Annotated in this window: 18 protein-coding genes; 10 read left to right on the top strand and 8 right to left on the bottom strand. The window is 71.2% G+C overall.

Annotated elements, in window-relative coordinates; all coding sequences use genetic code 11:
- Positions 1–2: 2 nt before the first annotated feature.
- The 4 genes from AABA78_RS15500 to AABA78_RS15485 form a co-directional block, all read right to left on the bottom strand.
- Positions 3–782 carry a lysophospholipid acyltransferase family protein gene (locus AABA78_RS15500; protein WP_338263851.1) on the bottom strand — a complete coding sequence of 260 codons (780 nt, stop codon included), beginning with the start codon at positions 780–782 and terminating at the stop codon, positions 3–5.
- Positions 783–810: 28 nt separating this feature from the next.
- The gene (locus AABA78_RS15495; protein WP_171416555.1) at positions 811–1,596 is read right to left on the bottom strand and encodes an exodeoxyribonuclease III; all 786 of its coding nucleotides are present in this window, start codon (positions 1,594–1,596) and stop codon (positions 811–813) included.
- Positions 1,597–1,682: 86 nt separating this feature from the next.
- Entirely contained in the window at positions 1,683–3,605 is a 1,923-nt protein-coding gene (locus AABA78_RS15490; protein WP_338263850.1) for a lamin tail domain-containing protein, read from the bottom strand.
- 160 nt (positions 3,606–3,765) lie between these two features.
- Positions 3,766–4,728, bottom strand: a complete 963-nt coding sequence (locus AABA78_RS15485; RefSeq protein WP_338263849.1) for an alpha/beta fold hydrolase — start codon at positions 4,726–4,728, stop codon at positions 3,766–3,768.
- Positions 4,729–4,854: 126 nt separating this feature from the next.
- On the opposite strand from AABA78_RS15485, the gene AABA78_RS15480 reads away from it, so the two are divergent.
- Positions 4,855–5,652 (top strand): phytanoyl-CoA dioxygenase family protein, encoded by a 798-nt coding sequence (locus AABA78_RS15480; protein WP_338263848.1) that lies wholly within the window; start codon positions 4,855–4,857, stop codon positions 5,650–5,652.
- A gap of 20 nt (positions 5,653–5,672) precedes the next feature.
- Positions 5,673–6,521: a WbqC family protein gene (locus tag AABA78_RS15475; protein ID WP_338263847.1), complete on the top strand. Its 849-nt coding sequence runs from the start codon at positions 5,673–5,675 to the stop codon at positions 6,519–6,521.
- On the opposite strand, the gene AABA78_RS15470 is transcribed toward AABA78_RS15475, so the two are convergent.
- Positions 6,461–8,338: a DUF8689 domain-containing protein gene (locus tag AABA78_RS15470; protein WP_338263846.1), complete on the bottom strand. Its 1,878-nt coding sequence runs from the start codon at positions 8,336–8,338 to the stop codon at positions 6,461–6,463. The two genes, AABA78_RS15475 and AABA78_RS15470, sit on opposite strands and share 61 nt — an antisense overlap.
- 66 nt (positions 8,339–8,404) lie before the next feature.
- On the opposite strand from AABA78_RS15470, the gene AABA78_RS15465 reads away from it, so the two are divergent.
- Positions 8,405–10,066 (top strand): acyl-CoA dehydrogenase family protein, encoded by a 1,662-nt coding sequence (locus AABA78_RS15465; protein WP_338263845.1) that lies wholly within the window; start codon positions 8,405–8,407, stop codon positions 10,064–10,066.
- A 53-nt stretch (positions 10,067–10,119) separates the two neighbouring features.
- Positions 10,120–10,863, top strand: a complete 744-nt coding sequence (locus tag AABA78_RS15460) for a phytanoyl-CoA dioxygenase family protein (RefSeq protein ID WP_338263844.1) — start codon at positions 10,120–10,122, stop codon at positions 10,861–10,863.
- 70 nt (positions 10,864–10,933) lie between these two features.
- Here AABA78_RS15460 and AABA78_RS15455 read toward each other — a convergent pair whose 3' ends face one another.
- Positions 10,934–11,671 carry a hypothetical protein gene (locus AABA78_RS15455; protein ID WP_338263843.1) on the bottom strand — a complete coding sequence of 246 codons (738 nt, stop codon included), beginning with the start codon at positions 11,669–11,671 and terminating at the stop codon, positions 10,934–10,936.
- Positions 11,672–11,829: 158 nt separating this feature from the next.
- Positions 11,830–14,844 carry an error-prone DNA polymerase gene (locus tag AABA78_RS15450; RefSeq protein WP_338263842.1) on the bottom strand — a complete coding sequence of 1,005 codons (3,015 nt, stop codon included), beginning with the start codon at positions 14,842–14,844 and terminating at the stop codon, positions 11,830–11,832.
- 317 nt (positions 14,845–15,161) lie between these two features.
- Between AABA78_RS15450 and AABA78_RS15445 the strand changes: the two genes are divergently transcribed.
- Positions 15,162–15,449, top strand: a complete 288-nt coding sequence (locus AABA78_RS15445) for a hypothetical protein (protein WP_171421722.1) — start codon at positions 15,162–15,164, stop codon at positions 15,447–15,449.
- Here AABA78_RS15445 and AABA78_RS15440 read toward each other — a convergent pair.
- On the bottom strand, positions 15,446–16,288 hold the full coding sequence (locus AABA78_RS15440; protein ID WP_171421723.1) for an alpha/beta fold hydrolase: 843 nt from the start codon (positions 16,286–16,288) through the stop codon (positions 15,446–15,448). The two genes, AABA78_RS15445 and AABA78_RS15440, sit on opposite strands and share 4 nt — an antisense overlap.
- Before the next feature lie 126 nt (positions 16,289–16,414).
- Here AABA78_RS15440 and AABA78_RS15435 point away from each other — a divergent pair, with 126 nt between their 5' ends.
- From AABA78_RS15435 to AABA78_RS15415, 5 genes are all read left to right on the top strand, one after another.
- On the top strand, positions 16,415–16,912 hold the full coding sequence (locus AABA78_RS15435) for an NfeD family protein (protein ID WP_338263841.1): 498 nt from the start codon (positions 16,415–16,417) through the stop codon (positions 16,910–16,912).
- Complete coding sequence (locus AABA78_RS15430; protein ID WP_338263840.1) at positions 16,903–17,994, top strand: SPFH domain-containing protein; 1,092 nt, start codon at positions 16,903–16,905, stop codon at positions 17,992–17,994. The genes AABA78_RS15435 and AABA78_RS15430 overlap by 10 nt, the downstream gene beginning before the upstream one ends.
- A 272-nt stretch (positions 17,995–18,266) precedes the next feature.
- Complete coding sequence (locus AABA78_RS15425; protein WP_338263839.1) at positions 18,267–19,775, top strand: ATP-binding cassette domain-containing protein; 1,509 nt, start codon at positions 18,267–18,269, stop codon at positions 19,773–19,775.
- 163 nt (positions 19,776–19,938) lie between these two features.
- On the top strand, positions 19,939–22,827 hold the full coding sequence (locus AABA78_RS15420; protein ID WP_338263838.1) for a CARDB domain-containing protein: 2,889 nt from the start codon (positions 19,939–19,941) through the stop codon (positions 22,825–22,827).
- A 226-nt stretch (positions 22,828–23,053) separates the two neighbouring features.
- The gene (locus tag AABA78_RS15415; RefSeq protein ID WP_338263837.1) at positions 23,054–26,773 is read left to right on the top strand and encodes a CARDB domain-containing protein; all 3,720 of its coding nucleotides are present in this window, start codon (positions 23,054–23,056) and stop codon (positions 26,771–26,773) included.
- Positions 26,774–26,867 lie beyond the last annotated feature (94 nt).

The following is a 26,867-nucleotide window of genomic DNA, read 5'->3' as shown; positions in this document are numbered from 1 at the left end:
GCTCAGGGGGCGGCGGGAGTGTCCGTCGCCGGGACGGGAGCCGCGCCCCCGGTCAGCGGCTTGAGCGTCGCGCGCAGGGCTTCAATCTGGGCGCGCGCCCGGGTCTTGAGCGTCTCCACGTCATCCAGCGTCATCCCCTTCGTGGAGATGGGCGTGCCCACGGTCACCAGCCCGCGCGACGTGGCGAAGCGCCAGGAGTGCTTGGGCAGCGCGAGCCGCGTGCCGCTCACCGCCAGCGGCAGCACGTCCGCCTGCATCTCGATGGCGAGCCGGAAGGCGCCGTCCTTGAACGGCAGGAGTTCATCCGTCTTGGAGCGCGTGCCCTCCGGGAAGATCATCACCGGCATCCCCTTCTGCATCCACGCCTTGCAGCGCGCCATGGCGCCGGTGGCCGAGTCGCGGTCGCCGCGCTCCACCGGGACGTCGCCGGCGATGCCCATCATCCAGCCCACCACGGGCACCTTGAAGAGGCTCCGCTTGCCCAGCCACTTCATCTCCCACGGCAGGAAGGAGATGAGGAAGCAGTCCGCGTTGGACTCGTGGTTGCTCACCACCACGGTGTTGGGCGCCACGCGGTCCGGCACCGGGCCATGCACGCCGAAGCGCCAGAAGGGCGTGAGCTTCGCGGCGGTGACGCCCACCAGGCGGAAGCAGCGGCCCACCACGTAGCGGCGCTTGTCGAACAGGAACGTGACGATGAGCAGGAAGAGCTGGACGAAGAAGCCCACCAGGGCCACGAGGCCCACCTCGACCCAGGTCCAGATGGAGAGCAGTGCGTTCATGAGAGAGGTGCCTTGGGCATGAGGGGGTTCAGGTGAGGACCGAGGGGTCCAGGTCCACGCTCACGGGGCAGTGATCCGACCCGTGGACATCCGGATGCACGGCGGCCTTCTTCACGTAACCAAGCGCCGCCGGCGTGGCCAGCACGTAGTCGATGCGCCAGCCGATGTTCTTCTCGCGCACGCCCGCGCGCTGGCTCCACCAGGAGTAGTGGCCGCCCTGGGGGTTGAAGTGGCGGAAGGTGTCCACCCAGCCTGAGCGGATCCACCGGTCGAACTCCTCGCGCTCCTCCGGGCGGAAGCCGCTGGTCTCCCGGTTCTCGCGCGGGCGCGCCAGGTCGATGTCCTGGTGGGCGGTGTTGAAGTCGCCCATCACCAGCACGCGCTGGTTGTCGCGCAGCGGCTTCTCCAGGCGCGCGAAGAGGCGGCGGTAGAAGTCCAGCTTGAAGGGGATGCGGGAGAGGTCCCGGTCCTTCCCGTTGCCGTTGGGGAAGTAGCCGTTGACGACGGTGAGCTTGCCGAAGCGGGCGAACTGGAGGCGGCCCTCCGCGTCCATCTCCGGGGCGTCCAGGGTGGTGGTGAGCTCTTCCGGCTCATGGCGGCTGAAGAGGCCCACGCCGCTGTAGCCGGGGCGCTCCGCGGCCACGAAGTGGGTCTTCCAGCGGCGGGGGGCGCGCACCTCCGCGGGGAGCTGCTCAACGCGGGCGCGCACCTCCTGCAGCCCCACGATGTCCGCCCGGGCCCTGGACAGCCACGGGAGGAAGCCCTTGCGGTGGATGGAGCGCAGACCGTTGACGTTCCAGGAGACGACTCGCACGCCCCCGCTTATGGCGAAAGCGCGCGGGTATTTCCAGCCCCCACCGTTCCTGGAGGGACGGTGGGGGCCGGTCACTGCTCAGTGCGTCACGGCACTTCCGTGCCGCTCGCCTTGTTCTGCGGACCCCGCTGCGTGCGGATGACGAAGTCCGCGTTGTTCACGTCCGTGTCCTGGCTGTTGCCCTTCTTCGCGTCCACGCCGCTGCCCTCCATGGTCGCGGCCGACGAGGCGGCGTTAGCCTTGCGCTCGAAGCTGCTGGCGGCGGCCGGGGTGCCGCTGACGGAGATGGGGCTGTTGCCTTCCGCAGCGTCCGCGGTGGAGCCGTAGCCCACCGTGTCCACCGCGAGGGCGTCCACCTTCCCGGTGGAGATGCCGGGCTTGCCCAGGCGGATGTGGCCCGCCGAGGCACCCAGCGGGATGAGGGCCGCGGAGGAGGCGTCACCTGCGACCGTGCCGCCACCGGAGTACGAGCTGCTCGTCACCAGGTAGAAGCCATGCGCGGCGATGGTCGCGCCCGTGGGGAACGTAAAGGCGGTGGTGTTGTAGGTGCCGGCGGTCGGGCCCTTGTACTGGAGCTTCCAGCCGGCCAGGGACACGGCCGCGTTCGTCGGGTTGTAGAGCTCGATGAACTCGTCGTTCGCGCCACCGGAGCCAAGGGTGGCGAACTCGCTGATGACGATGTGGTTCGTCGTCGGGGCGGCGGTGACCTTCGCCTGAGCGGACACGGACTGGTTGTTGAGTGTGGCCACGATGGTGCCCGTCGAACCGGACGCGCCGGCGGTGAAGATGAACTTCGCGGAGATCTCGTTGGCCGGCACCGTCACGGTGGCCGGCACGGAGCCCACGTTGCCCGTCGTGGACAGCGCGATGGACGTGGCCGCCGCGGCCGGGATGTCGAGCGTCACGGTGACGTTGGCCGTCTCACCGGAGGCCAGGGACACCGTCTCCGGCGACAGGTACGCCAGCGAGGCCTGCTCGGTCGCGCCGAGCACGCGCACCGTGGCGGTGCGCGAGTCCCCACCCAGCGTGGCCGTCAGCGTCGCCTTGGCCGAGCCCGCCGCCTCATCCGCCGTCACGATGACCGCCGCGGACCGCGAACCCGCGGGCACCGTCACCTGGCCGTTGTTGGCCACGACCACCGAGGGGCTGGACGAGGAGACCTGGACCACGACATCCGTGGCGGCCTCGGCGCTCAGCGTGACCTCGAGAGACTCCGGAATGGTCTGACCTGTGGTGCCCGAGCGAGCGAAGACCGCGGCCGGCTCCAGCGCGCTCAGCGTCGCCGTGGTGCCCGCGTCGGTCCCCGTGCCCGCATCCGTCTCCGTGCCGGCGTCGGTGCCCGCGTCCGGAGCCGGGCCGGCGTCGATGGCGCCGCCATCCGTGCCCGCGTCGGTCTCCGTACCGGCGTCCGTGCCCGCGTCGACCGTGCCCGCGTCGGTCTCCGTACCGGCGTCCGTGCCCGCATCGACCGTGCCCGCGTCCGTCCCCGTGCCGGCGTCAGTGCCCGTGCCCGCATCGGTGCCCGTGCCCGCGTCAGTGCCCGTACCCGCGTCGGTGCCCGTGCCGGCGTCAGTGCCCGTGCCCGCGTCGGTGCCCGTACCCGCGTCAGTGCCCGTACCCGCGTCGGTGCCCGTACCCGCGTCGGTGCCCGTGCCCGCGTCAGTGCCCGTACCCGCGTCAGTGCCCGTGCCCGCGTCGGTGCCCGTACCCGCGTCCGTCACCGTACCTGCGTCGTCGGTGCCCGCGTCCGTCTCCGTGCCCGCGTCGATCCCCGCGTCCGTGTCAGAGCCCGCGTCATTGGTGCCCGCGTCAATGACGGGCGTGGTGACCTGACAGCTGTTGTTGCAGCGGTCGCCTTCCGTGCGGTTGCCGTCGTCGCACGCTTCGCCGCTCTCGATGATGCCGTTGCCGCAGACAGGGTTCTTGTTGCCGTCATCACCACCGCACGCCGACAACACCAACAGCACCGCTGACAATGGGACCAGCAGGTGCCGGGAAGACCAGGACATGGAGACTCCGTGTTGAGTACTGAGCCTCCCTGCAAACCACAAAATTACAGGCCGACGCAAACCACGCCCGGTGACTTCTGGCTCGCGTCTTCGTGACCTTTGAGGTCATCGGATTCTCAAAACCCGGCAGCCCTGATGGGTCACGGGAACCGCCGTGGCTTCAGCCTGGAGTGACGGGGGTTTGCGTGGAGGCTGAAGCCTCCAATCCATGCGCATCCAGGAAGCCCCGGACCGCCTGGGCGATCTCCGTCCCGGCCTCCAGGAGGCCCGCGTGGCCGGCGTCATCCACCTGGAGCCAGCCGGCCTGGGGCAGCGCGCGGTGCAGCCGCTGCACCTCCGACAGGGGCACGAGGACGTCGTCGCTCGCGGCGATGATCAGCACGGGCACCCGGATGGACGGGAGGACGTCCCAGGCGTGGCCCTCCGTGAGGCCGCGCAGCGTGCGCCAATAGGCCTGCGCGCTCATGTGGTAGAGCGCGTCCAGGAACTCGGCGATGTCCTCTCGCGGGGCGCGGGGCCGCAGCGCGCCCACGGCGCGGGCGAACGGATCCGCCAGCGGGCTGGCGATGAAGGCCTTCACCGCGGGCGCCACCACCGGCACCCACGGTGTGCTGGCGGCCAGGGCGCCCCTGACGGCGCTCAACCCGAAGCGGGATGCCCGGCTCGGGTTGGCCGAGCCCGGCACGCCCGGTGTCCCCGCGATGAGCGTCATGGACGGCACCAGGTCCGGGCGCCGGCGGTACAGCTCCAGCAGGATGCGCACGCCCATGGAGAAGGCGATGTGGTGCGGCGGCCGGCCGTCGCCGCGCGCCATGGCGGCCTCGGTGACGCGCTCCAGGTCGTCCACGTGCACCTGCACGCGGTAGTCCCCGTCGCGCGACTCCTCGCTCATGCCGTGGCCGCGGTAGTCCCAGTGCACCACGCGGTGGTCCTGCTCCAGGTCGGCGACGAGGTGACGCCAGAAGTTCTCCGACGTGCCGATGCCGTTGGTCAGCAGCACCGTGGGGCGGTCCGCGAGCGCGGCGTCGCGGCCCTCCTCCGGCGCGCCCGAGCTGTGGGTGTGGACCGCCACCCGGGTGCCATCCGGGGCGGAGACGTGGTGCGTGGCGCGACGGTAGGGCATGCCAGGCCCACCATGCGGCCGGGCAGGCGCGGGTGCAAGGGCGGAAGCCCCGTCCCACGAGGGCGCCCTCCCCTGCTCGCACGACCGCGCTGGACGCGCACGGGCCTTGCGGCAATGGTGCAGTGGATGGTCAGCGTGGAGGCGGAAGGATTGGACGTGGCGGACGTGCTCGCCCACTACGAGGCGCACGGCTTCGCGCGCCTGGGCCGCGTGCTGGACGACGCGGGCGTGGAGGCCCTGCGCGAGCGGGCGGACGACCTGATGCTCGGCCGCGTGGTGTACCCGGGGATGTTCTTCCAGCCGGACGCCACCACCGGCCGCTACGAAGACGCGCCGCTGGGGCTGGGCTGGCAGGGCCCGTCCCTGGAGTACCGCAAGCTGGAGAAGCTGGAGAAGGATCCGCGCTTCCTCGCGTGGCTGGAGAACCCGCTGTTCGAGCGCATCGCCCGCGCGCGCATCCCCGGCGACATCGTCCTGTACCGCGCCATCCTCTTCCACAAGGGCCCCGCGGGCGGCAGCAACCTGCCCTTCCACCAGGACGGCGGAAAGCTGTGGGGCCTCACGCGTGAGCCGGACCTTCAAATCTGGACCGCGCTGGACGACGCGCCGGAGGGCGGCGGCTGCCTGGAGGTCATCCCCGGCAGCCACCGCGCGGGGCTGGTGACGGCGCTGGGCGGCGTGATCCCGCCGGACCGCGTGGAGGCGGCGGACGCGGAAGGACACGTGGTGCCTCTGCCGGTGCGGGCCGGGGAGGCGCTGCTCGTGCACAACCACGTCTGGCACCGCTCCGGGCGTGGCCGGCCCGGACAGCGGCGGCGCGCGTTCTCCGCCTGCTACATGAGCGCGGACACCACCTGCGTGCGCAAGAAGAAGGCCCCGCGCGTGTTCCCGCCGGTGTTCCGCCACCCGGTGCGCGGCGGCTGAAAGGCCCTATCATCCGGGGCGTGTCCGGACACCCTGGAGTCCTCGTCGCCGAACAGCCCCACTACCTGCCGTGGGTGGACTTCTACGAGCAGGTGGCGCGCGCCGGCACGCTGGTGGTGCTGGACGACGTGCAGTGGCTGCGGCGCGGCTGGCAGCGCCGCACGCGCGTCGCCCTGCCCCACGGCGTGCCCACGCCGCCTCCGTCCGAACCCGGCTTCCAGTGGCTGTCCATCCCGCTGGAGGATCCGCACCGCGACACGCGCATCCGCGACCTGGCGGTGGACTCGAGCCAGCCCTGGGCGCGCAAGCACCTCAACGCGCTGGTGACGCTCTACGGAGGCCGGCCCCACTTCCGCGCGCAGGTGCTGCCGCTGCTGGAGCCCTTCTACGACGCCGCCGCGCGCGAGTCCGGACCGGGGTCGCTGTTGCGCGTGCTGCTGTCCAGCATGGCGCTGTTCTACAGGCCGCTGGGCCTGGAGCCGAACCAGGTGTGTTCCTCCACGCTGGAGCGCCGGGGCGAGGACAAGACGCAGCGGCTGGTGGAGTACTGCCTCCAGACGGGCGCGCACACGTACTACTCGGGGACGGGCTCCACGGTGTACCTGAAGCCCGAGCGCTTCCGCGCCGTGGACGTGCGCCTCTTGTGGCAGCGCTTCCGCCACCCGGACTACGCGCAGGGGCGCGAGGGGCGCTTCGTGACGGGGCTGTCCATCGTGGACGTGCTGGCCAACGTGCACGTGGAGACGGTGCGCACGTGGCTCCAGCCGTCGCCGTGGGGGCCGTTCGCGGGGGACGGCCCCCAGCCGCTTCAGCGGGCGGACGCGGAGGTGGACGAGGGCCCCTCCGGCTTGTCGAAGCGCACGAAGTAGCTGCGCACGGCGGCGTCCAGCAGCGTGGGGTCCAGGCGCGGCGTCACGCCCTGGTAGTTCGCCATGTCGATGACCTGATCCAACAGGTCGCGAGGCTGGCACGCGGCGAAGGGCCGGTGCAGCGGGCGGTAGTGCTCGTCGATGAGGTAGTCCACGGCGCGCGCGTCGTAGGGCACGCCGCGCTTCTTGCACATCATCTGGAAGATCTCGTGGAACTGCTCCTCGTCCGGGCGCTGCACCTCCAGCTTGTAGCGGACGCGGCGCAGGAAGGCGTCGTCCACGAGGTCGCTGGGATCCAGGTTGGTGGAGAAGGCAGCGAACACGTCGAAGGGCACCTGGATCTTCTTGCCGGTGTGGAGCGTGAGCATGTCCACGTCGCTCTCCAGCGGGACGATCCACCGGTTGAGCAGGTCCTTGGGGGACACCTTCTGCCGGCCGAAGTCGTCGATGAGGAGCATCCCGTTGGACGCCTTCATCTGGAACGGCGCCTCGTAGTACTTCACCTCCGGGGTGTAGACGAGGTCGAGCATCTCCAGCGTGAGCTCACCGCCCACCACCACCAGCGGCCGGCGGCAGCGCACCCAGCGGCGGTCGTACGAGGGCATGCCGGGCTCGTCCTCCACGGCGCGGTGGATGTTCGCGTCGAACATCTTCACCACGAAGTCGTCGATGAGCAGCGCGTGCGGGACGAAGATGTCCCCGTCGTAGCAGTTGACCATGCCCTGGCAGATGGCCGTCTTGCCGTTGCCCGGGGGGCCGTAGAAGAAGATGGCGCGCCCGGAGTTCATCGCCGGGCCGATGCCGTCGAAGATGTAGTCGCGGATGATCAGGTCGCCGAACTTGTCCTCCATGCGCTGGCGGGTGATGCGGTTGCCGCGCACGGTCTGCTGCTTCACGGCGGCGACCCATTCGTGGAACGGCACGGGCGCCGGGCCGTTGTAGCGGTTGCGGTCCAGGATCTGCCGCAGCACGTCCGTCACGAAGGTCGTGAGCTGGTAGATCATCGTGGAGCGGCCCACGCCGGATCCGCCACCGCCTCGGATGTCGATGTACTTCTGCCGGCGCAGGCCCTCGATGATCTCGTCCACCAGCGCGCTGGGCAGTTGCAGGCGCGTGGCCACGTCCATGCCGCGCATCTCGCCCGCGAAGAAGATGGCCTTGAGGACCAGCTCCTCCACGAAGGTCGCGTTGAGGCCGGCCTCCTGGAGCGTCTTGGGCTGCGCGGGCCAGAAGCGGTTCGTCATCGGCGCATCCGACGCTTCACCGCGCCGGAAGCCGCGCCGCTCCGGGCCCACGTAGCCCTGCGGCGGCGCCGTGGCCGAGGTGCGACGGTCGGAGCTGGCGGGGCTGCTCGGGCCGCGGCGGTCCGCCTCCGGAGGGGGACCCCTGCGCTCCGCGTCCGGACCGCGGCGCTCCGGGCCGGGGCCCGCGCGGCGGTCGGGGTCCTGCGGCGCTGGAGGAGGACCGGGGGGCGCGGTGCGCCGCTCGGTCTGCACGTCCAGCATCTCCTCGGTGAAGGGCGGCGGCGCTCCCGCGGCCTGCGCGGGCGGCACGCGGGGGCGCGGCATCGGATCGAAGATGACGGACGGCAGCGGCGCGGACTGCGCGGGCCTGGAGCGGGTGGGCTCTGGAGGCCTGTCTCCGCCCAGGGGCACCCCGGCCATGGTGGGCGAGCGCGGACGGGGAGGCGTCGCCAGGACGGGGCTCGCCGCGGCGGCGGGCGTCTCCAGGGGGGTGATGCTGCGATTGGGGTCTTGCTCGGCGTCGAGGGAAGACGGACCCGGGCCAGGTGGGGGCCTGCGGGAGAAGTCGGTCATCACGGCTCCGGCGGAGGGGGAGGTCACTCTACCCCACCGTCCGTGCCGGGGTGTTAACTTCGGGTCATGAGCTTCTTCCAGGCGCCCCCCGTTCTTGGCAATCAGTACGACGACGACGCGTTCCTGCAGGGCTACCTTGCCCGCACCCTTCCGGAGGACCTGCTCCGCTCGCTCCAGGACGACTTCCGGGAGCTGGGGGAGCTGGGGGGCAAGTACTTCTACGAGTTCCAGCAGCGCGACCGGCTGAACGAGCCCGTCCTCACGCAGTGGGACCCGTGGGGGAAGCGCATCGACCACATCGAGGTGACGCCGCTGTGGAAGGAGGCGGAGGCGCTGACCGCGAGGAAGGGCCTGGTCGCGGTGGCCTACGAGCAGAAGAGCGGCGCGCTCAGCCGCGTGCACCAGTTCGCGTTGAACTACCTGGTGCAGCCGTCGCTGGACGTCTATTCGTGTCCGCTGGCGATGACGGACGGCGCGGCACGGTCGCTCCTGTCGCTGGGCAACAAAGCCCTCATCGACCACGCCCTGCCCCACCTGACGTCGCGCGATCCGGCGACGTTCTGGACGTCGGGCCAGTGGATGACGGAGCGCACGGGCGGCTCGGACGTGGGGCTCACGCTGACGGAGGCGCGGCAGTCCCCGGAGGGCTGGCGGCTGCACGGCACGAAGTGGTTCACGTCCGCGACGACGGCGCAGATGGCGCTGACGCTGGCGCGGCCCACGGGCAACGGCCCCGGCGGCAAGGGCCTGGCGCTCTTCTTCGTGGAGACGCGGGACGCGCAGGGCCGGCTCAACAACATCCAGATCAACCGGCTGAAGGACAAGTTCGGGACGCGCAAGGTGCCCACGGCGGAGCTGACGCTGGACGGGACGCTGGCGGTGCCAGTGGCGGGGCTGACGGACGGCATCCGCAACATGGCGATGATGCTGAACGTGACGCGCACCTGGAACGCGATGGGCGCCACGTGGGCCATGCGCCGCGCGATGGCGCTGGCGCACGACTATGCGAAGCGCCGGGTGCAGTTCGGCGCGCCGCTGTCGGAGAAGCCGCTGCACGTGGACACGCTGGCGGGGCTGGAGGCGGAGTTCCAGGCGGGCTTCCTGCTGGCGTTCCGCGGGGTGGAGCTCCTGGGCAAGCTGGAGACGCGCACGGCGACGGAGCAGGAGCAGCTGCTGCAGCGGCTGGTGACGCCGCTGGCGAAGCTGACCACGGGCCGGCAGGTGGTGCACGTCACGTCGGAGGCGACGGAGTCCTTCGGCGGTGCGGGCTACGTGGAGGACACGGGCCTGCCGCGCATCCAGGCGGACGCGCAGGTGCTGTCCATCTGGGAGGGCACGACGAACGTGCTGTCGCTGGATTCGCTGCGCGCGCTGGCGAAGGAAGGCACGCTGGAGGCGTTCTTCCACGAGGTGGAGGGCCGGCTGTCGAAGGTGACGGACGCGGGCCTGCGGCCGTGCGTGCAGACGGCGCACGGCGCGCTGGAGCACGCGCGGGCCTGGGTGTCCGGCGCGATGGCGAACCCCACCACGATGGAGGCCGGGGCGCGGCGCTTCTCCCTGACGCTGGGGCGCACGCTGGAGCTGGCGCTCCTGAGCGAGCACGCGCAGTGGTGCCTGGAGCACGGGCACGGGCCGCGCAGCCGGGCCGCGGCGCGGCGGTTCCGGCAGAACGGCGTGGACCTCATCCAGGACGAGATCGACCTGGATGATTCGCGGCTCCTGGGTTGAGCCTCGCGACAGGTGCTGCACGCGGCGGGCGCCCCCATTAAGAAGCGGGCGCCATGTCCGTCCTGAGTCCCGAGCAGTGCCAACGCTTCGCCGCCGATGGGTATCTCGTCCTGCCGTCCTTCGTGGACAGCGGGACGTGCGAGCGGATGCGGGCCGTCATCCTGGAGCAGCTCAAGTCCGGTGACGGCCCGGTGGAGTACGAGGCCGACGTGGCCTATCCGGGTTCGCCCGCGAGCCTGGAGGTCGAAGGTGGCCGGACGGTGCGGCGGTTGTTGAAGGCCCATGGGCGCTCGGCCCTGTTCGCGGCGTGGTTCGACGACGCGCGGATGGTGGAGGCGCTGGGGCAACTGCTGGACGGGCCGGTGGTGCAGGCGCGGGCGCATCACAACTGCGTGATGACGAAACAGCCGCGCTTCTCGTCGGACACGGGCTGGCACCAGGACGTGAGGTATTGGGCCTTCACGCGGCCGGAGCTGATCTCCACGTGGCTGGCATTGGGCACGGAGACGCCGGAGAACGGCGGCCTCAAGGTATTGCCCGGCACGCACCGCATGCAGTTCGCGCCGGAGCGCTACGACGCGAAGCTGTTCCTGCGGCCGGAGCTGCCGGAGAACGCGGCGCTCATTGAGAGCGCGCGGTACGTGAGGCTGTCCCCCGGGGACGTGCTGCTCTTCCACGCGCGGCTGTTCCACGCGGCGAGCCGGAACCACACGAAGGACACGAAGTACTCCGTGGTGGCTACGTACCGGAGGACGGACAACCTGCCCGTCCCGGGCTCACGTTCCGCGAGGGATTGAGGGCTGATTCAAGTGGGACCATGCCGCGCTTGAGCAGACAGCGAAGCCGCGGCATCTGGCCCGGCAGGCTTTACTTCCCGGCCTGCGCCAGGGCGTCTTCCACGTAGCGGATGCCCTTGGCGGTGATGGCCTTGCCCTTCTTGGTGTCCTGGGCGTAGCCGGCATGCAGGCGCAGGGCCTTGGCCGCGTTCGGGGCGGCGTACGTCACGCCCAGCCCGCTCCAGAAGCGCGACGTCGTTCCGGACGTCACCTCCACGTCCAGCGCCTTCGCCAGGTAGAGCGGGATCAGCGAACGCAGGAGCTGGTCCTTCTCCTTGCCGGCGGAGACCAGGTCCTTCTGGCGCGCGTGGCCGCGCAGCGCGGTCTCCAGCACCGACACCGCGTCCTCGCTCGCGGCGCCGGACGTGGCCGCCTTCTTCGCGACAGGGGCCTTCTTCGCCGCGCTCTTCTTCTTCGCGGCCGGGGCCTTCTTCGCCGCGCTCTTCTTGCCCGCGGCCTTCTTCGCCTTCGGCGCCGTCTTGCGGCGGGCCGCCTGCGCCAGCTCCATGCGTCCCTCGAAGGGGATCTCCACCACCGTCGCGTCCACCTGACGCTCCGGCATCGCGTTGCGCAGGGACTCGATCACCTCGTGCGCGGACGCGCGCGGAGGCTCGGAGTGCACCGGGCGGGAGACGCGGGTCTGCTGCGGTTCGCTCACGGGCGGCTTGCCCTGCGCGTAGTACCGCACCCAATCGCTCGCCTCCTCCACCACTTCTGTCAGGCCCACGCGATCGAGCAGCGACCCCAACCACCGAAGACTGTTGCGCACTTGGAGAACCCTCCCGTTCTGATCCACGCTACTACACTCCGGACGGACGCAACCTATATCGCCAGTAATACGGGTTGTTCCATGCCCCCCCGGGTCACTACGTCCCTGTAGCGGCGGATCCCGGGAACAGACGTGCAGATGTGGCGCTCCCCAATGCCTCACTGCCGCACGGACACCACGCTGCGCGTCTTCACGTTCGTCACCTTCCCCGAGCGCTCCAGCATCCCCTCCCCCACGAGGAACAGCGCGCCGTGGATCTCCTGCCTGCACCGCGCGTACACCTCCGAGGGCACCACCAGGTTCGCGATCCCCGTCTCGTCCTCCAACGAGATGAAGCAGATCCCCTTCGCCGTCGGCGGCATCTGCCGGCAGATCATCATCCCCCCTACCTTCACCCGCCGCCCCGCCGACACCCGCTTCAACCCCTCCGCCGTCACCGCCCCCATCCGCTTCAACATGGGCCGCAGCAGTTCCAGCGGGTGCTTCTCCAGCGACAGCCCCACCGTGTCGTAGTCCGCCACCACCCGCTCCTGGACGCCCATGGGCGGCAACTCCACCGCCGTGCCGTCCATGGGCATGCCGAAGAACAGGTCGTCCGCGTCCAGCGGCCCCAGCGCCTGGATCTCCCACAGCGCCTGCCTCCGCGCCCCACACAGCGACGCCAACGCGCCGGACAGCGCCAGCCGCGTCAGCTCGTGCCGGGGAATGCGCGCCCGTCGCGCCAGGTCTCCCACGCTCGCGTAGTCCCCGCGCCTCGCGGTCTCCACCGCCCGGCCCGCGGACTCGGACAGCCCCCGCACCATCCTCAGGCCCAGCCGAATCGCTCCGTCCTCCAGGGTGCAGTCCCAGCCTGAACGGCGCACGTCCACCGGCCGCACCTCCACGCCGTGCCGCTGCACGTCCGCCACCAGCGTGTGCGGCGCGTAGAAGCCCATGGGCTGCGAGTTGAGCAGCGCCGCGGTGAAGGCCGCCGGGTAGTGGCACTTCAGCCAGCTGGACGCATAGGCGATCAACGCGAAGCTCGCGGAGTGGCTCTCCGGGAACCCGTAGTGCGCGAAGCCCCGGAAGTGGTCGAACCACTCCTCCGCCTGCTTGCGCGTGTAGCCCTTCGCCTCGCAGCCCTCCACGAAGCGGCCCCGGTACGGGAGGATGCGCGCCTCCGCCTGCTTGTGGCTCAGCGCCCGCCGCAGGCCGTCCGCCTCCCCCGCGCTGAAGCCCGCCGCCACCATCGCGAGCCGCATCGCCTGCTCCTGGAAGAGCGGCACGCCCAGCGTCTTCTGGAGGATGCCGCGCACCTCCTCGCTCGGGTACGTCGCCGGCTCCTGGCCGTGCCGGCGACGCAGGTAGGGGTGCACCATGTTGCCCACGATGGGCCCCGGCCGGATGAGGGCGATCTGCACCACCAGGTCGTAGAACTCCCGGGGCCGCAGCCGGGGCAGCATGTTCATCTGCGCGCGGCTTTCAATCTGGAACACGCCCACCGTGTCCGCCTCGCACAGCATGTCGTAGACCTTCGGGTCCTCCGGCGGCACCGTGGCCAGGGACAGCTCGCGGCCGTAGTGCTTGTGGATCAGGGCGAAGCAGCGCGACAGCGCCGTCAACATGCCCAGCGCCAGCAGGTCCACCTTCAGCAGCCCCACCGCGTTGATGTCGTCCTTCTCCCACTGGATGACCGTGCGCCCGGGCATCGCCGCGTTCTCCACCGGCACCAGGTCCACCAGCGGCTCGCGCGTCATCACGAAGCCGCCCACGTGGATGGACAGGTGCCGGGGCACGCCCTCCAGCTCCTTCGCCACCGACAGCGTCCGCAAGACGCGCCCATCCGTCGGGGACAGCCCCGCTTCCTGGAGCACGTCCGGCGTCACCTGGAAGCCGTGAGACGAGGCAACGCGCGACAGCCGGTCCACCTGATCCAACGACAGCCCCAGCGCCTTGCCCGCCTCGCGCAGCGCGAGCCGCCCCCGGTAGCAGATGACTTCGCACACCATGCCCGCGTGGCGCCGGCCGTGCTTCTCGTAGACGTACTGGAGCACCTCCTCGCGCCGCTCGTGCTCGAAGTCCACGTCGATGTCCGGCGGCTCCTTGCGCTCCATGCTGAGGAAGCGCTCGAACAACAGCCCCATGCGCACCGGATCAATGGCGGTGATGCCCAGCGCGTAGCAGACCGCCGAGTTCGCCGCGCTGCCCCGCCCCTGACACAGGATGCCCCGCCCCCGCGCGAACATCACGATGTCCCACAGCGACAGGAAGTACCCCGCGAAGTCCAGCGCCGCGATGAGCCGCAGCTCGTGGTCGATCTGCTTCGTCACCGCCGGCGGCACCCCCTCCGGATAGCGCGTGCGCAGGCCCGCCTCCGTGAGCACCCGCAGGTGTTCATCCGCCGTGCGCCCTTGCGGCAGGTCTTCCTCCGGGAAGCGGTAGTGCAGCGCGTCCAGGGTGGCCTCGCAGCGCGACGCCAGCTCCACCGTGCGCGCCAGCGCCTCCGGCCGGTCCGCGAACAGCCGCGCCATGTCCGTGGGGGACTTCAGCGTCCGCTCCGCGTTCGGGAACAGCCGCGTGCCCGCCTGATCCACCGTCACCCCGTGGCGGATGGACGTGAGCACGTCCTGCAAGGGCTGCCGGTCGCGGTGGTGCGTGTGCACGTCGTTGTGCACCACCAAGGGCACGCCCAGCGCGCGGGCCAGGGCTTCCGCTCGCGCCTCCCGGGCCGCGTCCCCCGCGGACAGGGAGCGGCTCAGGCCCACGTGGAAGCTCCCGGGGAACGCCTCCGCCAGCGGCGCCACCGCCGCCAGCGGCGCGGGGCCCGGCAACAGCGCGAGCAGCCCCGACGCGTGCTCCGCCACCTTGCGCCAGGGCAGGCCCGCCTCGCCCTTGGGGTGCGTCATCCGGCCGTGGGACACCAGCCGGCACAGGTTCGAGTACCCACCCGCGTCCTTCGCGTACACGACCACTGGCGGGCCGTCCTCCAGCGTCAGCTCCGCGCCCAGGAGCAGCTTCACGCCGTGCTCCTTCGCCGCGAGGTGCGCCTTCACGACCCCGTAGAGCCCGTCCCGGTCCGTCAGCGCCAGCGCGGACAGGCCCAGCCGCGCCGCGGTGGCCACCAGCTCCTCCGGGTGGGAGGCGCCGTGCAGGAAGGAGAAGTGGGACCGGCACACCAGCTCGGCGTAGCTCACACCGGATCAGGATACTGAGCGGGCGTTCAGGCGCTAGATTGGATCGACGTTCAGCGAGAGGGCGACTTCATGGGTTGTTCCAGGGTGCGGGGCGGGTGGAGCGTCTTCCATTGCCCAATCCCTCTCCCATGGGTTTGAACTGTCATTTCCTTCCCGCCGCAAACGGCAAGGCACAGCGGGTGTCTGTCTTCACCCACGGCTTTCACGTACAAGCATGGAAATCCGATTTTTTGGCAAACTCGCTACCAGTGAGAGGGATTGAGTCCGTAGGATGAACGCAGCACCGCGGTTCCCTCACATCCACGGGAGTCACCCCCATGAAGCGCTCCAAGTCCCTCTTCGCCGTCGCCGCCGCGCTCTTCCTCGCTCCGATCACCGCGGGGGCCGCGCCCAACCCCTGTGACGTCGCGTGTCGGCCTACCGGCTCCTGCAGCTGGCTCTGCACCGACGGCAGCGTCAGGACCACCTGCGGTGAGTACGGCGTCTGCGCGGGCGTGCTCCCCGCCGCGCCCTCCGAACCGCAGGCCTCCGTGCAGTCCGCTCCCGCGCAGAACGACGACGATGCGTCGGAGGCCGTCTGCCGCGAGCCCGAGGCCCGGGGCTAACCCACCGCCAGCACCTCTTCCTGGAGCGAGGTGCGCTCCACCTCCTCCAGGAAGTCTCCCAGCGCGACGTTGACCGCCTGGGGCTGTTCCAGGATGCACATGTGCCCGCCGCAGGGCAGCCGCTTGAGCCGCGCGCCCCAGATGCGCTGGTGCAGCCGCTCCGCCACCGCCGGCACCGTCACCGCGTCCTCGTCCCCCACCAGCACCAGCGTGGGCGTCACGATGCGGTGCAGTTCCCCCTCCACGCTGCGGCGGTGGATGACCCCCTGCATCGCGCGCCACACCGCGCGCGGGTTCTCCACGAGCTGCTGGCGCAGCAACGCCCGCTCCGCGGCCCGCTCCGGATCCCGCATGAACGTGCGCCCGAAGTAGAGCGACATGATCCGGTCCACCACCGGCCGCAAGCCCAGCCAGTGCGTGAGCGTCGTCAACAGCCGGTAGCGCGCCAGCGTCAGCGGCAGCTCCGCCGCGGCGGAGGAGTCCAGCAGCGACAGCGAGCGCAGGAGCTCCGGGTGCCGCGCGGCCACCCTCAGGCCCACGAAGCCCCCCATGGACTGGCCCACGAAGTGACACGGCGCCAGGCCGAGCGCCTGGATGACCGCCACCGCGTCCTCGTACACCGTGCGCAGGTCGATGACCGAGTCACCAGGCGGGGGCTCGCTCAGTCCCTGGCCCCGGTGGTCGTACACGATGCAGCGGTAGTGGCCCCGGAGGGCCTCCACCTGCCTGTGGAACAAGCGGGAGTCCCAGAGCAGCCCGTGGCTGAAGAGGACCGGCTCTCCACTCCCCCCGGTGTCCTCGTAGTACAGTCGAGCGCCACGGATGGACAGGTATGGCATCGGCTTTTCCCCAGGCTCTGGCCCTCTTAAGGCCTTGCCCGGAACCCACCCTCCTCCCGGATTGATTCCTGATGCCCGGCCGCCCGGTTTGACAGGCGACCGAAGCGGCTGTCAAACAAGGACCCCATGGACCCCACCGCCTGGCAGCTCTGGTTGATCGCCGCGATCGTCCTGGGGGTGATGGAGATCAAGCTCTCCGGCTTCGTGACGCTCTGGTTCGCCGTGGGCGCGCTGATGGCCTCGCTGATGGCCGGGGCGGGCCTGGGCTTCAACAGCCAGCTCGTCGTCTTCACCCTGGTGTCCGCCGCCCTGTTCGGCGCGTCCCGCACCCTCTTCAAGAACGTTTTCATGCGGGACGCCGTGCACTTGAAGACGGGCGCGGAGGCGATGCTGGGCCAGGAGGCCGTGGTGACGGAGGCGCTGGCGGAGGGACACGGGGGCACCGTGCGAATCAACGGCGAGCTGTGGATGGCCCGCTCCCTGTCCGGGCCCCTGCCCGAGGGCGAGCGCGTCACCGTGGAGCAGATTGAAGGCCTCAAGTTGTGGGTGCGACGCCCGTCGGCGTCCCACGAAGTCGCGCTGCAACCAGTGCGGCAGAAGAAGGAGAACGCATCATGGGACTGACCGTTGTTCTGCTGTTCCTGGCCGCCGCCGTCGTGTTCGCGATGGTCACGGGCGTGCGCATCGTCCCCCAGGCCAAGGTGATGGTGGTGGAGCGGCTGGGGAAGTTCCACCGCGTGGCCTCCAGCGGCCTCAACATCCTCATCCCCTTCATGGACAGCCCGCGCGCCATGGAGATGCGCGCCGGCAACCGCTTCACGCGCAACACGCTGGTGGACCTGCGCGAGCAGGTCATGGGCTTCGAGACCGTCCAGGTCATCACCCATGACAACGTCAACATGGAGGTCGGCTCGGTCATCTACTACCAGATCGTCGACCCGGGCCGGGCGCTCTACCAGGTGGAGAACCTGGCGCTCGCCATCGAGCAGCTCACCATGACGAACCTGCGCAACGTCATGGGCGGCCTCACGCTGGATCAGACGCTCACCAGCCGCGAGACGGTCAACACCAAGCTGCGCATGGTGCTGGACGAGGCCACGGAGAAGTGGGGCGTGAAGGTGACGCGCGTGGAGCTGCGCGAGATTGAACCGCCCCAGGCCATCAAGTCCGCCATGGCCAAGCAGATGACCGCCGAGCGCGAGCGCCGCGCGGAGGTCACCAAGGCGGAGGGCGACAAGGCCGCCGCCATCCTCCAGGCCGAAGGCGAGAAGATCTCCCGCATCCTGCGCGCGGAGGCCGAGCGCGACGCGGAGATCGCCCGCGCGGAGGGCCACAAGCGCGCCGTCATGCTGGAGGCCGAGGGCAAGGCCGAGGCCACCCGCCTCACCTTCGAGGCCATCCATACCGGCCGGGCCACGCCGGAGGTGCTCGCGCTGCGCTACCTGGAGACCCTCCAGGAGCTGGGCAAGGGCGACAACAAGATGTTCGTCCCCTACGAGGCCACCACCGCGCTGGGCTCCATCGCCATGCTGAAGGAGGTTTTCGCCAACGAGGCCCCGGCCACCGCGCCGGAGGCGCCCCGGCTCCCCGCCCCCCGCCCGCCGTCCGCCGCCGCGCTGAGCGCCCAGGCCCTGGCCCGCAACGCGGCCGCGAACGCCACCCTCCCGGCCACCCGCCGGGTGCAGCCGCCGCCGTCGGACGAGTAGCCCGCCCCCTTCGGGGAATCGTTGTCAGGGCACCGGCGTTTTCCCGTCGGTGCCCGCGTCGCGCCCGGACTTGCCATCCGCCCGGGCCGCGCCGCATGCTCCACCTGAAGCACCGGCTGTCCACGCGGGGAGATGTCAGAGGTCTTCCCCTGAACGAGGTTCGCTGTCCCTTGAAGCTGTACGCCTGAAACCCCGGTCCCTGGCTGTACCCCGCCGCCACACGGCCCTGACGGGCGTGTGCGCTGGCTTCCGGTTTCAGGAGTCGCTTCAACATGCCCTCGTCCTCGTCCTCCGTGCGCGCGCACCGCGTCTGCTTTTCCTTCACTGATGCCGTCCCCGTCCTCACCGACGTGGAGTTCCACCTCCCCGCGGGCTGGACGGGCCTCGTCGGCCCCAACGGCGCGGGCAAGTCCACCCTGCTGCGCCTCCTGTCCGGGGAGCTGACGCCCACGTCGGGGCAGCTCCAGTTCGAGCCGGAGTCGCCGCTCGTGTGCCTGTGTCCGCAGGGCGTGGAGGTGCTCACGCCCGACATCACCGCGTTCGCGGACGCCTGGGACGCGCTGGCGCGCAGGCTCCAGGGCCAGCTGGGCCTGGACGTCACCGCGCTGGAGCGCTGGCCCACGCTGTCCCCGGGAGAGCGCAAGCGCTGGCAGGTGGGCGCGGCGCTCGCCCGCGAGCCGGACGTGCTCCTGCTGGATGAGCCCACCAACCACCTGGACGCGGAGGCAAGAGCGTGGCTGGTGGCCGCGCTGCGCCGCTTCCGAGGCGTGGGCGTCGTCGTGTCCCACGACCGTGAGCTGCTGGAGACGCTCACCCAGGCCACGCTGCGCGTGCACGGCGGCGAGGCGCACCTGTACCCGGGGGCCTACTCCGCCGCGAAGGGCCACTGGGAGGCGGAGCGCGAGTCCGAGGTCGCCGCCCACCAGCAGTCCAAGGCGGAGCGGGACCGGGCCGCGCAGCTGTTGGACAAGGCCCGGCGCGAACACCAGGGCGCCACCCTGTCGCGCAGCACCGGCCGGCGGATGCGCAACAAGTACGACAGCGACGCGCGCGGCCTGGGCCCCTCCACGCTCGCGAGCTGGGCCGAGTCCCGGCTGGGCCACCAGGTCACCGTGAAGCGCCGGGAGCTGGAGCGCGCCGAGGCCTCCGTGGGCACCTTCACCGTGGACAAGACGGTGGGCCGCTCCGTGTTCGTGGACTACGTGCGCTCGCCCAACCCGTTCCTCTTCACGTTCGACACGCCGGGGCTGAAGGCCGGCGACGTGGAGGTGCTGGGCCCCACCCGCCTGGACGTGGACCGCGAGGCGCGCATCCGCATCGAGGGACCCAACGGCGCCGGCAAGACGACGCTCCTCAAGGCCCTGCTGGAGCAGTCGCGCGTGCCCCGCGAGAAGCTCCTGTACCTGCCGCAGGACCTGGGCGAGGAGGAGACGGGCGCCATGCTGGAGGCGGTGCGGGAGCTGCCCCCGGAGGAGCGCGGCCGGGTGATGTCCCTGGTGGCGGCGCTGGGCGTGGACCCGCACCGGCTGCTCGCGTCCGGACAGCCGTCGCCCGGCGAGGCGCGCAAGCTGGCCATCGCGCGCGGCCTGGGCCAGCACGCCTGGGCCCTGGTGCTGGACGAACCCACCAACCACCTGGACCTGCCGTCCATCGAGCGGCTGGAGGCGGCGCTGCGCGACTACCCGGGCGCGCTGCTGCTCGTCACCCATGACGCGCCCTTCGCCCGCGCGTGCACCACCACGCGGTGGCTCGTCGCGAACGGACGCGTGGAAGTCGAATGAGACACCGGGCCGCCGGGGCGGACTCAAGACAGAGTCTGTCAGGGAAAGACTGAAACATGTTTTCCCTGCTGGGGTTACACTCCTAGAAGAGAGGTGCAGGCCCGGTGGATGTCACACCGGGCTTGTATCGTCTCCTTCGCATCCCCCCACACCAGGAGTCCGTATGTCTCGGCGTACGCCGCCATGGCGGCATTCGTGTCTCTTCATCACGGGCGCGCTCGCGCTCACCGGTTGCACGGACGGTTCCGTGCAAGAGGAAGCGCCCGCGCTCCAGCAGCAGGCCGCGGTGCTCACCCCCGGACCGGACCTGCGCGTCACGGAGATTCAGGCCCCGGACAGCGCGAAGGTCGGGCAGAGCGTCCCCGTCACGGTGAAGGTCTGCAACACCGGGGACCAGAGCGTGTACACCGGCATCACCCTCCAGGTGTACCTGTCCACCACACCCACGCAGCAGGTGCCCGGGCCGGGTTCGCCGCCGCCCCCCACCAGCCAGAGCACCGTGGGCCAGGTGACCCTGGGCTCCGCGTACGCGGGCCAGTGCGTCACCCAGCCCCTGAACATCCAGATCAACCCGCCCACCAGCTTCACCGGCAGCGGCCCCCTCTACCTGGGGGCCAGCATCGACACCCAGAACGTGGTGCCGGAGTCGGATGAGACCAACAACGGCTTCGTGAAGGGTCCCATGGGCGTGGGCCTCCGGCCGGACCTGGTGGTCACCCGGGTGGACGCGCCGCCCAGCCTGGTGCCGAACCAGGGCTTCAGCGCCACCGCGACGGTGTGCAACGTGGGCACGGACGCCAGCTCCGGCGGCTTCGTGGACCTGTACCTGTCCACGGTGAACGGGCTGACGATGCCGTCGCCGTCCGGCCCGCCCCCCACCTCGCAGTCCATGCTTGGCGGCGCGCCCTTGAGCAGCCTGGCCGCGGGCCAGTGCCGCACGGTCCCGTTCACCGCCTACGCCCAGCCGCCTCCCGCCGCGACGCCCGGCGCGCCGCTGTACCTGGGCGCCATCGTGGACGGGGCGACCCAGGTGGTGGAGCTGCGCGAGGACAACAACGCGTTCGTGCAGGGCCGCGTGGGCGTGGGCTACGGACCGGACCTCACCGTCCGCGCCGTGACGGGCCCCGCGAGCGTGCGCCAGGGCGACCCCCTCCAGGCGAAGGTGACGGTGTGCAACACGGGCACCACGGCGTCCACCCAGAGCAACGTGATGGTGCTCCTGTCCACGGTGCCGTCGCTGGCGGCCCCAGGGCCGGGTCCCCGCCCCGTCACGGAGGCGCCGGTGGGGAACTTCAGCGTGCCCTCGCTGGCGACCGGCCAGTGCACCACCGGCACGGTGCAGGGCTCCGCCACCCCTCCGCCCATGAGTCCTCCCGAGCAGCCCCTGTACCTGGGCGCCGTCGTGGACCTGTCCAACCAGGTGGTGGAGCTGCGCGAGGACAACAACACGCGCGCGGACACGCTCGTGGGCGTGGGCTCGCGGCCCGACCTCACCGTCGTCGCGCTGGACGTCCCCACCAACGCGCCGTCCTCGGGGCCGTTCACGGTGTCCGCGAAGGTCTGCAACGTGGGCACGACGCGGTCCACCGACGTGCCGGTGGAGCTGTACGTCACGAATGAGCCCTCGCTGGCCCTCATGTCCGGGCCGCCCCCCATGTCCGTCATGCCGATGGGCATGGCCACCGTCCCGGCGCTGGAGCCGCGCGAGTGCGTCACCCGGCTGGTGAACGGCACCGCGGGCGTGCCCGTCGGGACGCCCATGCCGAACCCGACCCTCTACGTGGGCGCCATCGTGGACCCGCGCGCGGCCATCCTCGAGCTGCGCGAGGACAACAACGTGTCCGCGCTGTCCCGCTTCGGGCTGGGCTCCGGCCCGGACCTCGTCGTGCGCACGCTGACGGCGCCCTCGAGCATCAAGTCCAGCACCTCGTTCTGGACGGACGTGAAGGTCTGCAACGAGGGCAACGGATTCGCACCGGCCTCGACGGTGGGCCTCTTCCTGTCCACCACACCCACCGTGACGCTGCCCCCGCAGGGCCCGCCGCCGCCGTCCCAGATGCAGGTGGGCACGGTGGACGTGTCGTCGCTGTCGCCGGGCGCCTGCGCGCTGTACGCGAAGACGGTGTACGCCGCCCTCCCGCCGGAGGCCGCGCCGACGCAGCCGCTGTACCTGGTGGCCCATGCGGACGTGAACCAGCAGCAGGTGGAGCTGCGCGAGGACAACAACCCGCGCGTCGCCGGCCCCATCACCGTGGGCAATGGCCCGGACCTCGTGGTGACGGACGTCACCGGCCCCGCCAGCGCCATCCCCGGCGGTTCCCTCACCCTCACCGTGACGGTCTGCAACGTGGGCACCGATGCGGCGGGGCCCTCGCAGGTGATGGGCGTCCTGAGCCAGGAGGAGACGCTGTCCACGCAGTTCCCGCCTCCGCCGTATTCGGAGTCCCCCGTCGGCGTGGCCTCCCTGCCTCCGCTCGCCGTGGGCCAGTGCGTGTCCACGCCCGTGAGCGGCTCCGCGTCCACGGCGCCCAGCGCGGACCCCAACACGCCCCGCCTCCTGGGGGCTCGCGTGGACACCTCCAACCAGGTGGTGGAGCTGCGCGAGGACAACAACACCCGCGTGACGTCGCGCATCGTCGTGGCCAACGGCCCGGACCTGGTGGTCCGCTCGGTGACGGCGCCCACGGGCCTGCCGCAGTACAGCGCCTTCACCGCGCAGGTGCAGGTGTGCAACGAGGGCAACATGTCCCTGTACGGCTCCGTGCCGCTGGACCTGGTCATCTCCACGGAGACGACCCTCTACACGCCCGGGCAGGGCCAGCCTCCGTACACCCAGGTCCAGATGCCCGTGGGCGGCGTCATGGTGTCCTCGCTGGCCGTGGGCCAGTGCACCACGCTGCCGGTGCAGGGCTCCCTGGTCCGGCCCCCCGCGGCCATGTCCGGACAGCCCCTCTACCTGGGCGCCCTCGTCGACGCGCCGAACGCGCTGCTGGAGGTGCGTGAGGACAACAACGCGCTGACGATGGCCACGTCCATCGGCCAGGCGCAGTAAGGCCTCCCCCCGCGGGAATTCCTATCGCTCGAGGTGGAGTCGCCGGCCGGGGAGCAGCCCCGGCCGGCGATTGCCTTTTCTGGCTGGAGATTCGTCGCGGCGGGTTTGAATTTCACCGGCTTCGCGCCGTTGAGGGATTCCCCTGGAGGTCCCCGCGACGTTGAACCGGGCCAGGCGGCCAGCGCGAGTGGGGATGTTCAATCCTCACCTTCATCAGGAGAAGCACATGTCACGGCTCATGCCGACATGGAGGCACGCGTGTCTGCTCATCACGGGCACGCTCGTCGTCACCGGCTGCGGAAGTGAAGGCGCGTCATCCGACGCGGCCGTCGTCCGAAGTCAGGGTCACGCGTTGGAGCAGGGCGCGGATCTGATCATCACCGAGCTGCGCGCACCCGACGCCGCCCGCCCCGGGGAGTCGTTCTCCGTCACCGCGACGGTCTGCAACACGGGCTCGCAGCCCGTGTACCCCCAGCAGGGGACCAACCTCCTGCAGGTGTACCTGTCCACCACCGCCACGCAGCAGGTGCCCGCGCCCGGCGCGCCTCCGCTGGCGCAGCAGGTGACCGTGGGTGAGCTGGACGTGGGGCCGGTGAACCCCCAGCAGTGCGTCACGCGCACCTTCACCGCGTACCCGATGCCACCTCCCAGCGGGACGCTCCCCGGCGCCTTCTACCTGGGCGCCAGCATCGACACCCGGCAGGCGGTGACGGAGCTGAACGAGACGAACAACGGCTTCGTCCGCGGCCTGCTGGGCCTGGGCCAGGCGCCCGACCTCGTGGTCACCGAGGTGAAGACGCCGCCGGACGTGCGGCCGGGCGCGGCCTTCATCGCGGACGTGCGCGTCTGCAACACGGGGACGGCCTCCTCGCCTCCGACGCAGGCGGCGGTCGTCATCTCCACGCAGGCCAACCTCAAGGCGCCGGTCGCCGGGTCCGTCCCGGCCTCGCAGGCGCGGGTGGGCGAGGCACTGGTGCCGGCGCTGGAGGCGGGGCGCTGCGTCCTGACCCGCACGCAGGCCTCCGCGCAGCTGCCGCCCAACGCCACGCCTGGACAGGCGCTGTACGTGGGCGCCATCGTGGACCCTGCCGTCTCCATCCCGGAGCTGCGCGAGGACAACAACACGCGCGGCGAGGGGCGGCTGGGGGTGGGTGACGGCCCCGACCTGGTCATCACCGGCGTGACGGCCCCCGCCACCCTCCCGCAGGGCTCCGTGGGGCCCGTGTCCATGACGGTGTGCAACGTGGGCTTCACCCAGGCGCCGGAGGTGCGTGGGGACGTGCTCCTGTCCACCGTGGCCACGTTGCCGCCGCCGGCGCAGACGCCGGACCCGGCGACCGCGACGCCCCTTGCCCACTTCGATGGACCGGGGCTCGACGCTGGACGGTGCGTCACGCTGTCCACGCAGGGGAGCGCGATCTCGCCCACCTCCTGGCAGCCGAACACGCCGCTGTATTTGGGCGCGCGCGTGTTGAAGCCGCGGTTCGTCACGGAGCTGCGGGCGGACAACAACACCTTCGTGCAGGGGCTGGTGGGGCTGGGCAACGGCCCGGACCTGGTGGTCCGGTCGCTGAAGGCGCAGGCCGACGTCGCGCCGGGGACGCACTTCCCCGTCGAGGCGACGGTCTGCAACGTGGGCACGGCCGACCTGGGCACCTCCGCCCGGCTCCAGTTGGGCCTCTCCACGCAGGGCGAGGTGATCTTCCCGCGGCCCCCCGAGCCATTCGGCTCGCGGACGCAGGTCCCCGTGGGGAGCGCGGACGTGCCGTTCCTGACCGCCGGCCAGTGCAAGACGCTGACGGTGGACGCCATCGCCTTCCAGCCCCCGGATGCACGGCCGAACCAGGCCCTGTCCCTGGGCGCGGTCATCGACTCGAACCGGGGCGTGCCGGAGCTGCGCGAGGACAACAACGTCCTCACCCAGGGTCTGGTGGGCCTGGGCTTCGACGCGGACCTCGTCATCACCGACGTGAAGGCGCCCGCGAACCTGCGCGACGGCCAGGTCTTCACCGCGAGCTACACGGCCTGCAACGTGGGCCTCAGCCCCGTGTCCTCCTACGGCGTGTCGCTGTACCTCTCCGTGGACGCGGCGCCGCCCCAGCTGAACCCCGCGCAGCCCGGCGGCCCCATTCCCGGGTACGCGTTCCTGGGCCGGGCCTTCACGAACACGACGCTCACGCAGGGCCAGTGCTCCACGCAGAGCGCGACGTTCAACGCCCTGCGCCCGATGGAGCTGGGGCCCCTGCCCCTGTCCTCCACGCTCAACCTGAGCGCGGTGGTCGAAAACACGTCGGACCTGCGCCTGGACAACAACGGCTTCGCCGCGGGCCCCGTGGGCCTGGGCAACGGGCCGGACCTCGTCATCACCGAGCTCCAGGGTCCCCCCAGCGTGCGGCCCGGAGCGCAGTTCACCAGCAGCGTGCGCGTCTGCAACATGGGCACGCAGCCGAGCGGCACGTCCTCGCAGGTGGCCGTCTACCTGGCCACGGGCAACACCCTGCCGGCGCCCACCGCGCAGGGTGGCGCGCCGTCGTCCGATGGCACGCTGTCGCTCGTGGGAACCGTGAGCGTGCCGGCGCTGGGTGAAGGCGCCTGCGTCACGCAGGGCCTCACCGGCCCGGCGACACCGCCCGCGCTGGCCACGCCGCAGCAGCCGCTGTTCCTGGGCGCCGTCGTCGACCCGATGGCGACCCTGCCGGAGCTGCGCGAGGACAACAACACGTTCGTCGCGGGCCGGATGGGCGTGGGCATTGGCCCGGACCTGGCGGTCACCTCCCTGACGTTCCCGGACACCGTCGCGCCGATGACGCCGTTCACCGCCACCGCGCGCCTCTGCAACACGGGCACGGAGAGCTCGTACATGACCCCGGTGCTGTTCATCGTGTCCCCGGAGGCGGAGTGGACGCTGCCGCAGCAGGGCACGCCGGTGCCGTTCCCCTCGCCGAGCCAGTACCTGGCGGGCCAGTTGGACGCGCCGCCGCTTCTGGCCGGCCAGTGCCAGGACCTGCCGGTGACGCTGCGCGCGGACCGCCCCTGGAGCGTGGCGCCGGACGCGCCGCTGTACCTGAGCGCCGTCGTGGATCCGTACCAGGGCCAGGCGGAGCTGCGCCGGGACAACAACGTGTCCCCGGGGCGGCGGCTGGGCGTGGGCACCGGGCCGGACCTGATCATCACGTCGGTGACGGGGCCCGTCAGCACGATGCCCGGGCCGGTCAACCTGGGCGTCACCGTCTGCAACCTGGGCGCCCAGGCCGTGTCCGGTCCCCAGGTGACCCTGCACCTGCTGACGAAGCCCTCGCTGCCGATGCCGTCCCCGAACATGCCCGTCCCGACCGAGGAGCTGCTGAGCGAGACCACCCTTCCGTCCGTGGCGGCGCGCGCGTGCGTCACGCAGACGGTGAGCGCGTTCGTCTCCGGGACGGGCGTCGGGATGCCGGGCACGCAGACGTTCTTCCTGGGCGCCAGCGTGGACCGCTTCCAGGCGGTGCCGGAGGTGCGCGAGGACAACAACACGTTCGTTGGTCCGCGCATCGGCTTGGGGTTCGCCCCGGACGTCGTCATCACCGCCATGGGCGGGCCGGCCCGGGTCCAGCCGTGGGCGCCGATGCAGGTGCCCGTCACCGTCTGCAACCAGGGCACGACGCCCGCGCAGTCCCACGTGGTGGACCTGCTGCTCTCCACGGTGGCCACGCTGCCGGCGTCCGCCGTCCAGGGTGAACCCGTCGAGTCGCCCACCCTGTCGCGGCTGGGCTCGGTGCAGATCCCGCCCCTGACTCCGGGCCAGTGCGTCCTGGTGGAGGGCTCCGCCACCGCCATCCTGCCGCCGGCGGCTCAGTCGGGCGCGACCCTCTACCTGGGGGCCTCCGCGAGGCTGTACGAGTCCGAGCTGCGCAAGGACAACAACGGCTTCGTGCGCGGCACCCTCATCGTGAGCGCCACGCCGTAGCCTGGCGAAGAATCGCAATTCCTTTCATCCGGAATCCGCCGGCCGGGCTGTCCACGCAGCCCGGCCGGCGCTTGCCATTTCCAGGCCACGCCGC

This window comes from Corallococcus caeni, assembly GCF_036245865.1.
Classification (GTDB): domain Bacteria; phylum Myxococcota; class Myxococcia; order Myxococcales; family Myxococcaceae; genus Corallococcus; species Corallococcus caeni.
The sequence above is the reverse complement of the archived record's forward strand: the minus strand, read 5'-3'. Positions and strand labels throughout refer to the sequence as shown.

What these genes read in the sequence shown, in the direction of transcription:
- AABA78_RS15500 (WP_338263851.1), bottom strand. Translation starts at nt 782, where the DNA reads ATGAACGCACTGCTCTCCATCTGGACCTGGGTCGAGGTGGGCCTCGTG.
- AABA78_RS15490 (WP_338263850.1), bottom strand. Translation starts at nt 3,605, where the DNA reads ATGTCCTGGTCTTCCCGGCACCTGCTGGTCCCATTGTCAGCGGTGCTG.
- AABA78_RS15485 (WP_338263849.1), bottom strand. Translation starts at nt 4,728, where the DNA reads ATGCCCTACCGTCGCGCCACGCACCACGTCTCCGCCCCGGATGGCACC.
- AABA78_RS15480 (WP_338263848.1), top strand. Translation starts at nt 4,855, where the DNA reads ATGGTCAGCGTGGAGGCGGAAGGATTGGACGTGGCGGACGTGCTCGCC.
- AABA78_RS15470 (WP_338263846.1), bottom strand. Translation starts at nt 8,338, where the DNA reads ATGACCGACTTCTCCCGCAGGCCCCCACCTGGCCCGGGTCCGTCTTCC.
- AABA78_RS15465 (WP_338263845.1), top strand. Translation starts at nt 8,405, where the DNA reads ATGAGCTTCTTCCAGGCGCCCCCCGTTCTTGGCAATCAGTACGACGAC.
- AABA78_RS15460 (WP_338263844.1), top strand. Translation starts at nt 10,120, where the DNA reads ATGTCCGTCCTGAGTCCCGAGCAGTGCCAACGCTTCGCCGCCGATGGG.
- AABA78_RS15445 (WP_171421722.1), top strand. Translation starts at nt 15,162, where the DNA reads ATGAAGCGCTCCAAGTCCCTCTTCGCCGTCGCCGCCGCGCTCTTCCTC.
- AABA78_RS15440 (WP_171421723.1), bottom strand. Translation starts at nt 16,288, where the DNA reads ATGCCATACCTGTCCATCCGTGGCGCTCGACTGTACTACGAGGACACC.
- AABA78_RS15435 (WP_338263841.1), top strand. Translation starts at nt 16,415, where the DNA reads ATGGACCCCACCGCCTGGCAGCTCTGGTTGATCGCCGCGATCGTCCTG.
- AABA78_RS15430 (WP_338263840.1), top strand. Translation starts at nt 16,903, where the DNA reads ATGGGACTGACCGTTGTTCTGCTGTTCCTGGCCGCCGCCGTCGTGTTC.
- AABA78_RS15425 (WP_338263839.1), top strand. Translation starts at nt 18,267, where the DNA reads ATGCCCTCGTCCTCGTCCTCCGTGCGCGCGCACCGCGTCTGCTTTTCC.
- AABA78_RS15420 (WP_338263838.1), top strand. Translation starts at nt 19,939, where the DNA reads ATGTCTCGGCGTACGCCGCCATGGCGGCATTCGTGTCTCTTCATCACG.
- AABA78_RS15415 (WP_338263837.1), top strand. Translation starts at nt 23,054, where the DNA reads ATGTCACGGCTCATGCCGACATGGAGGCACGCGTGTCTGCTCATCACG.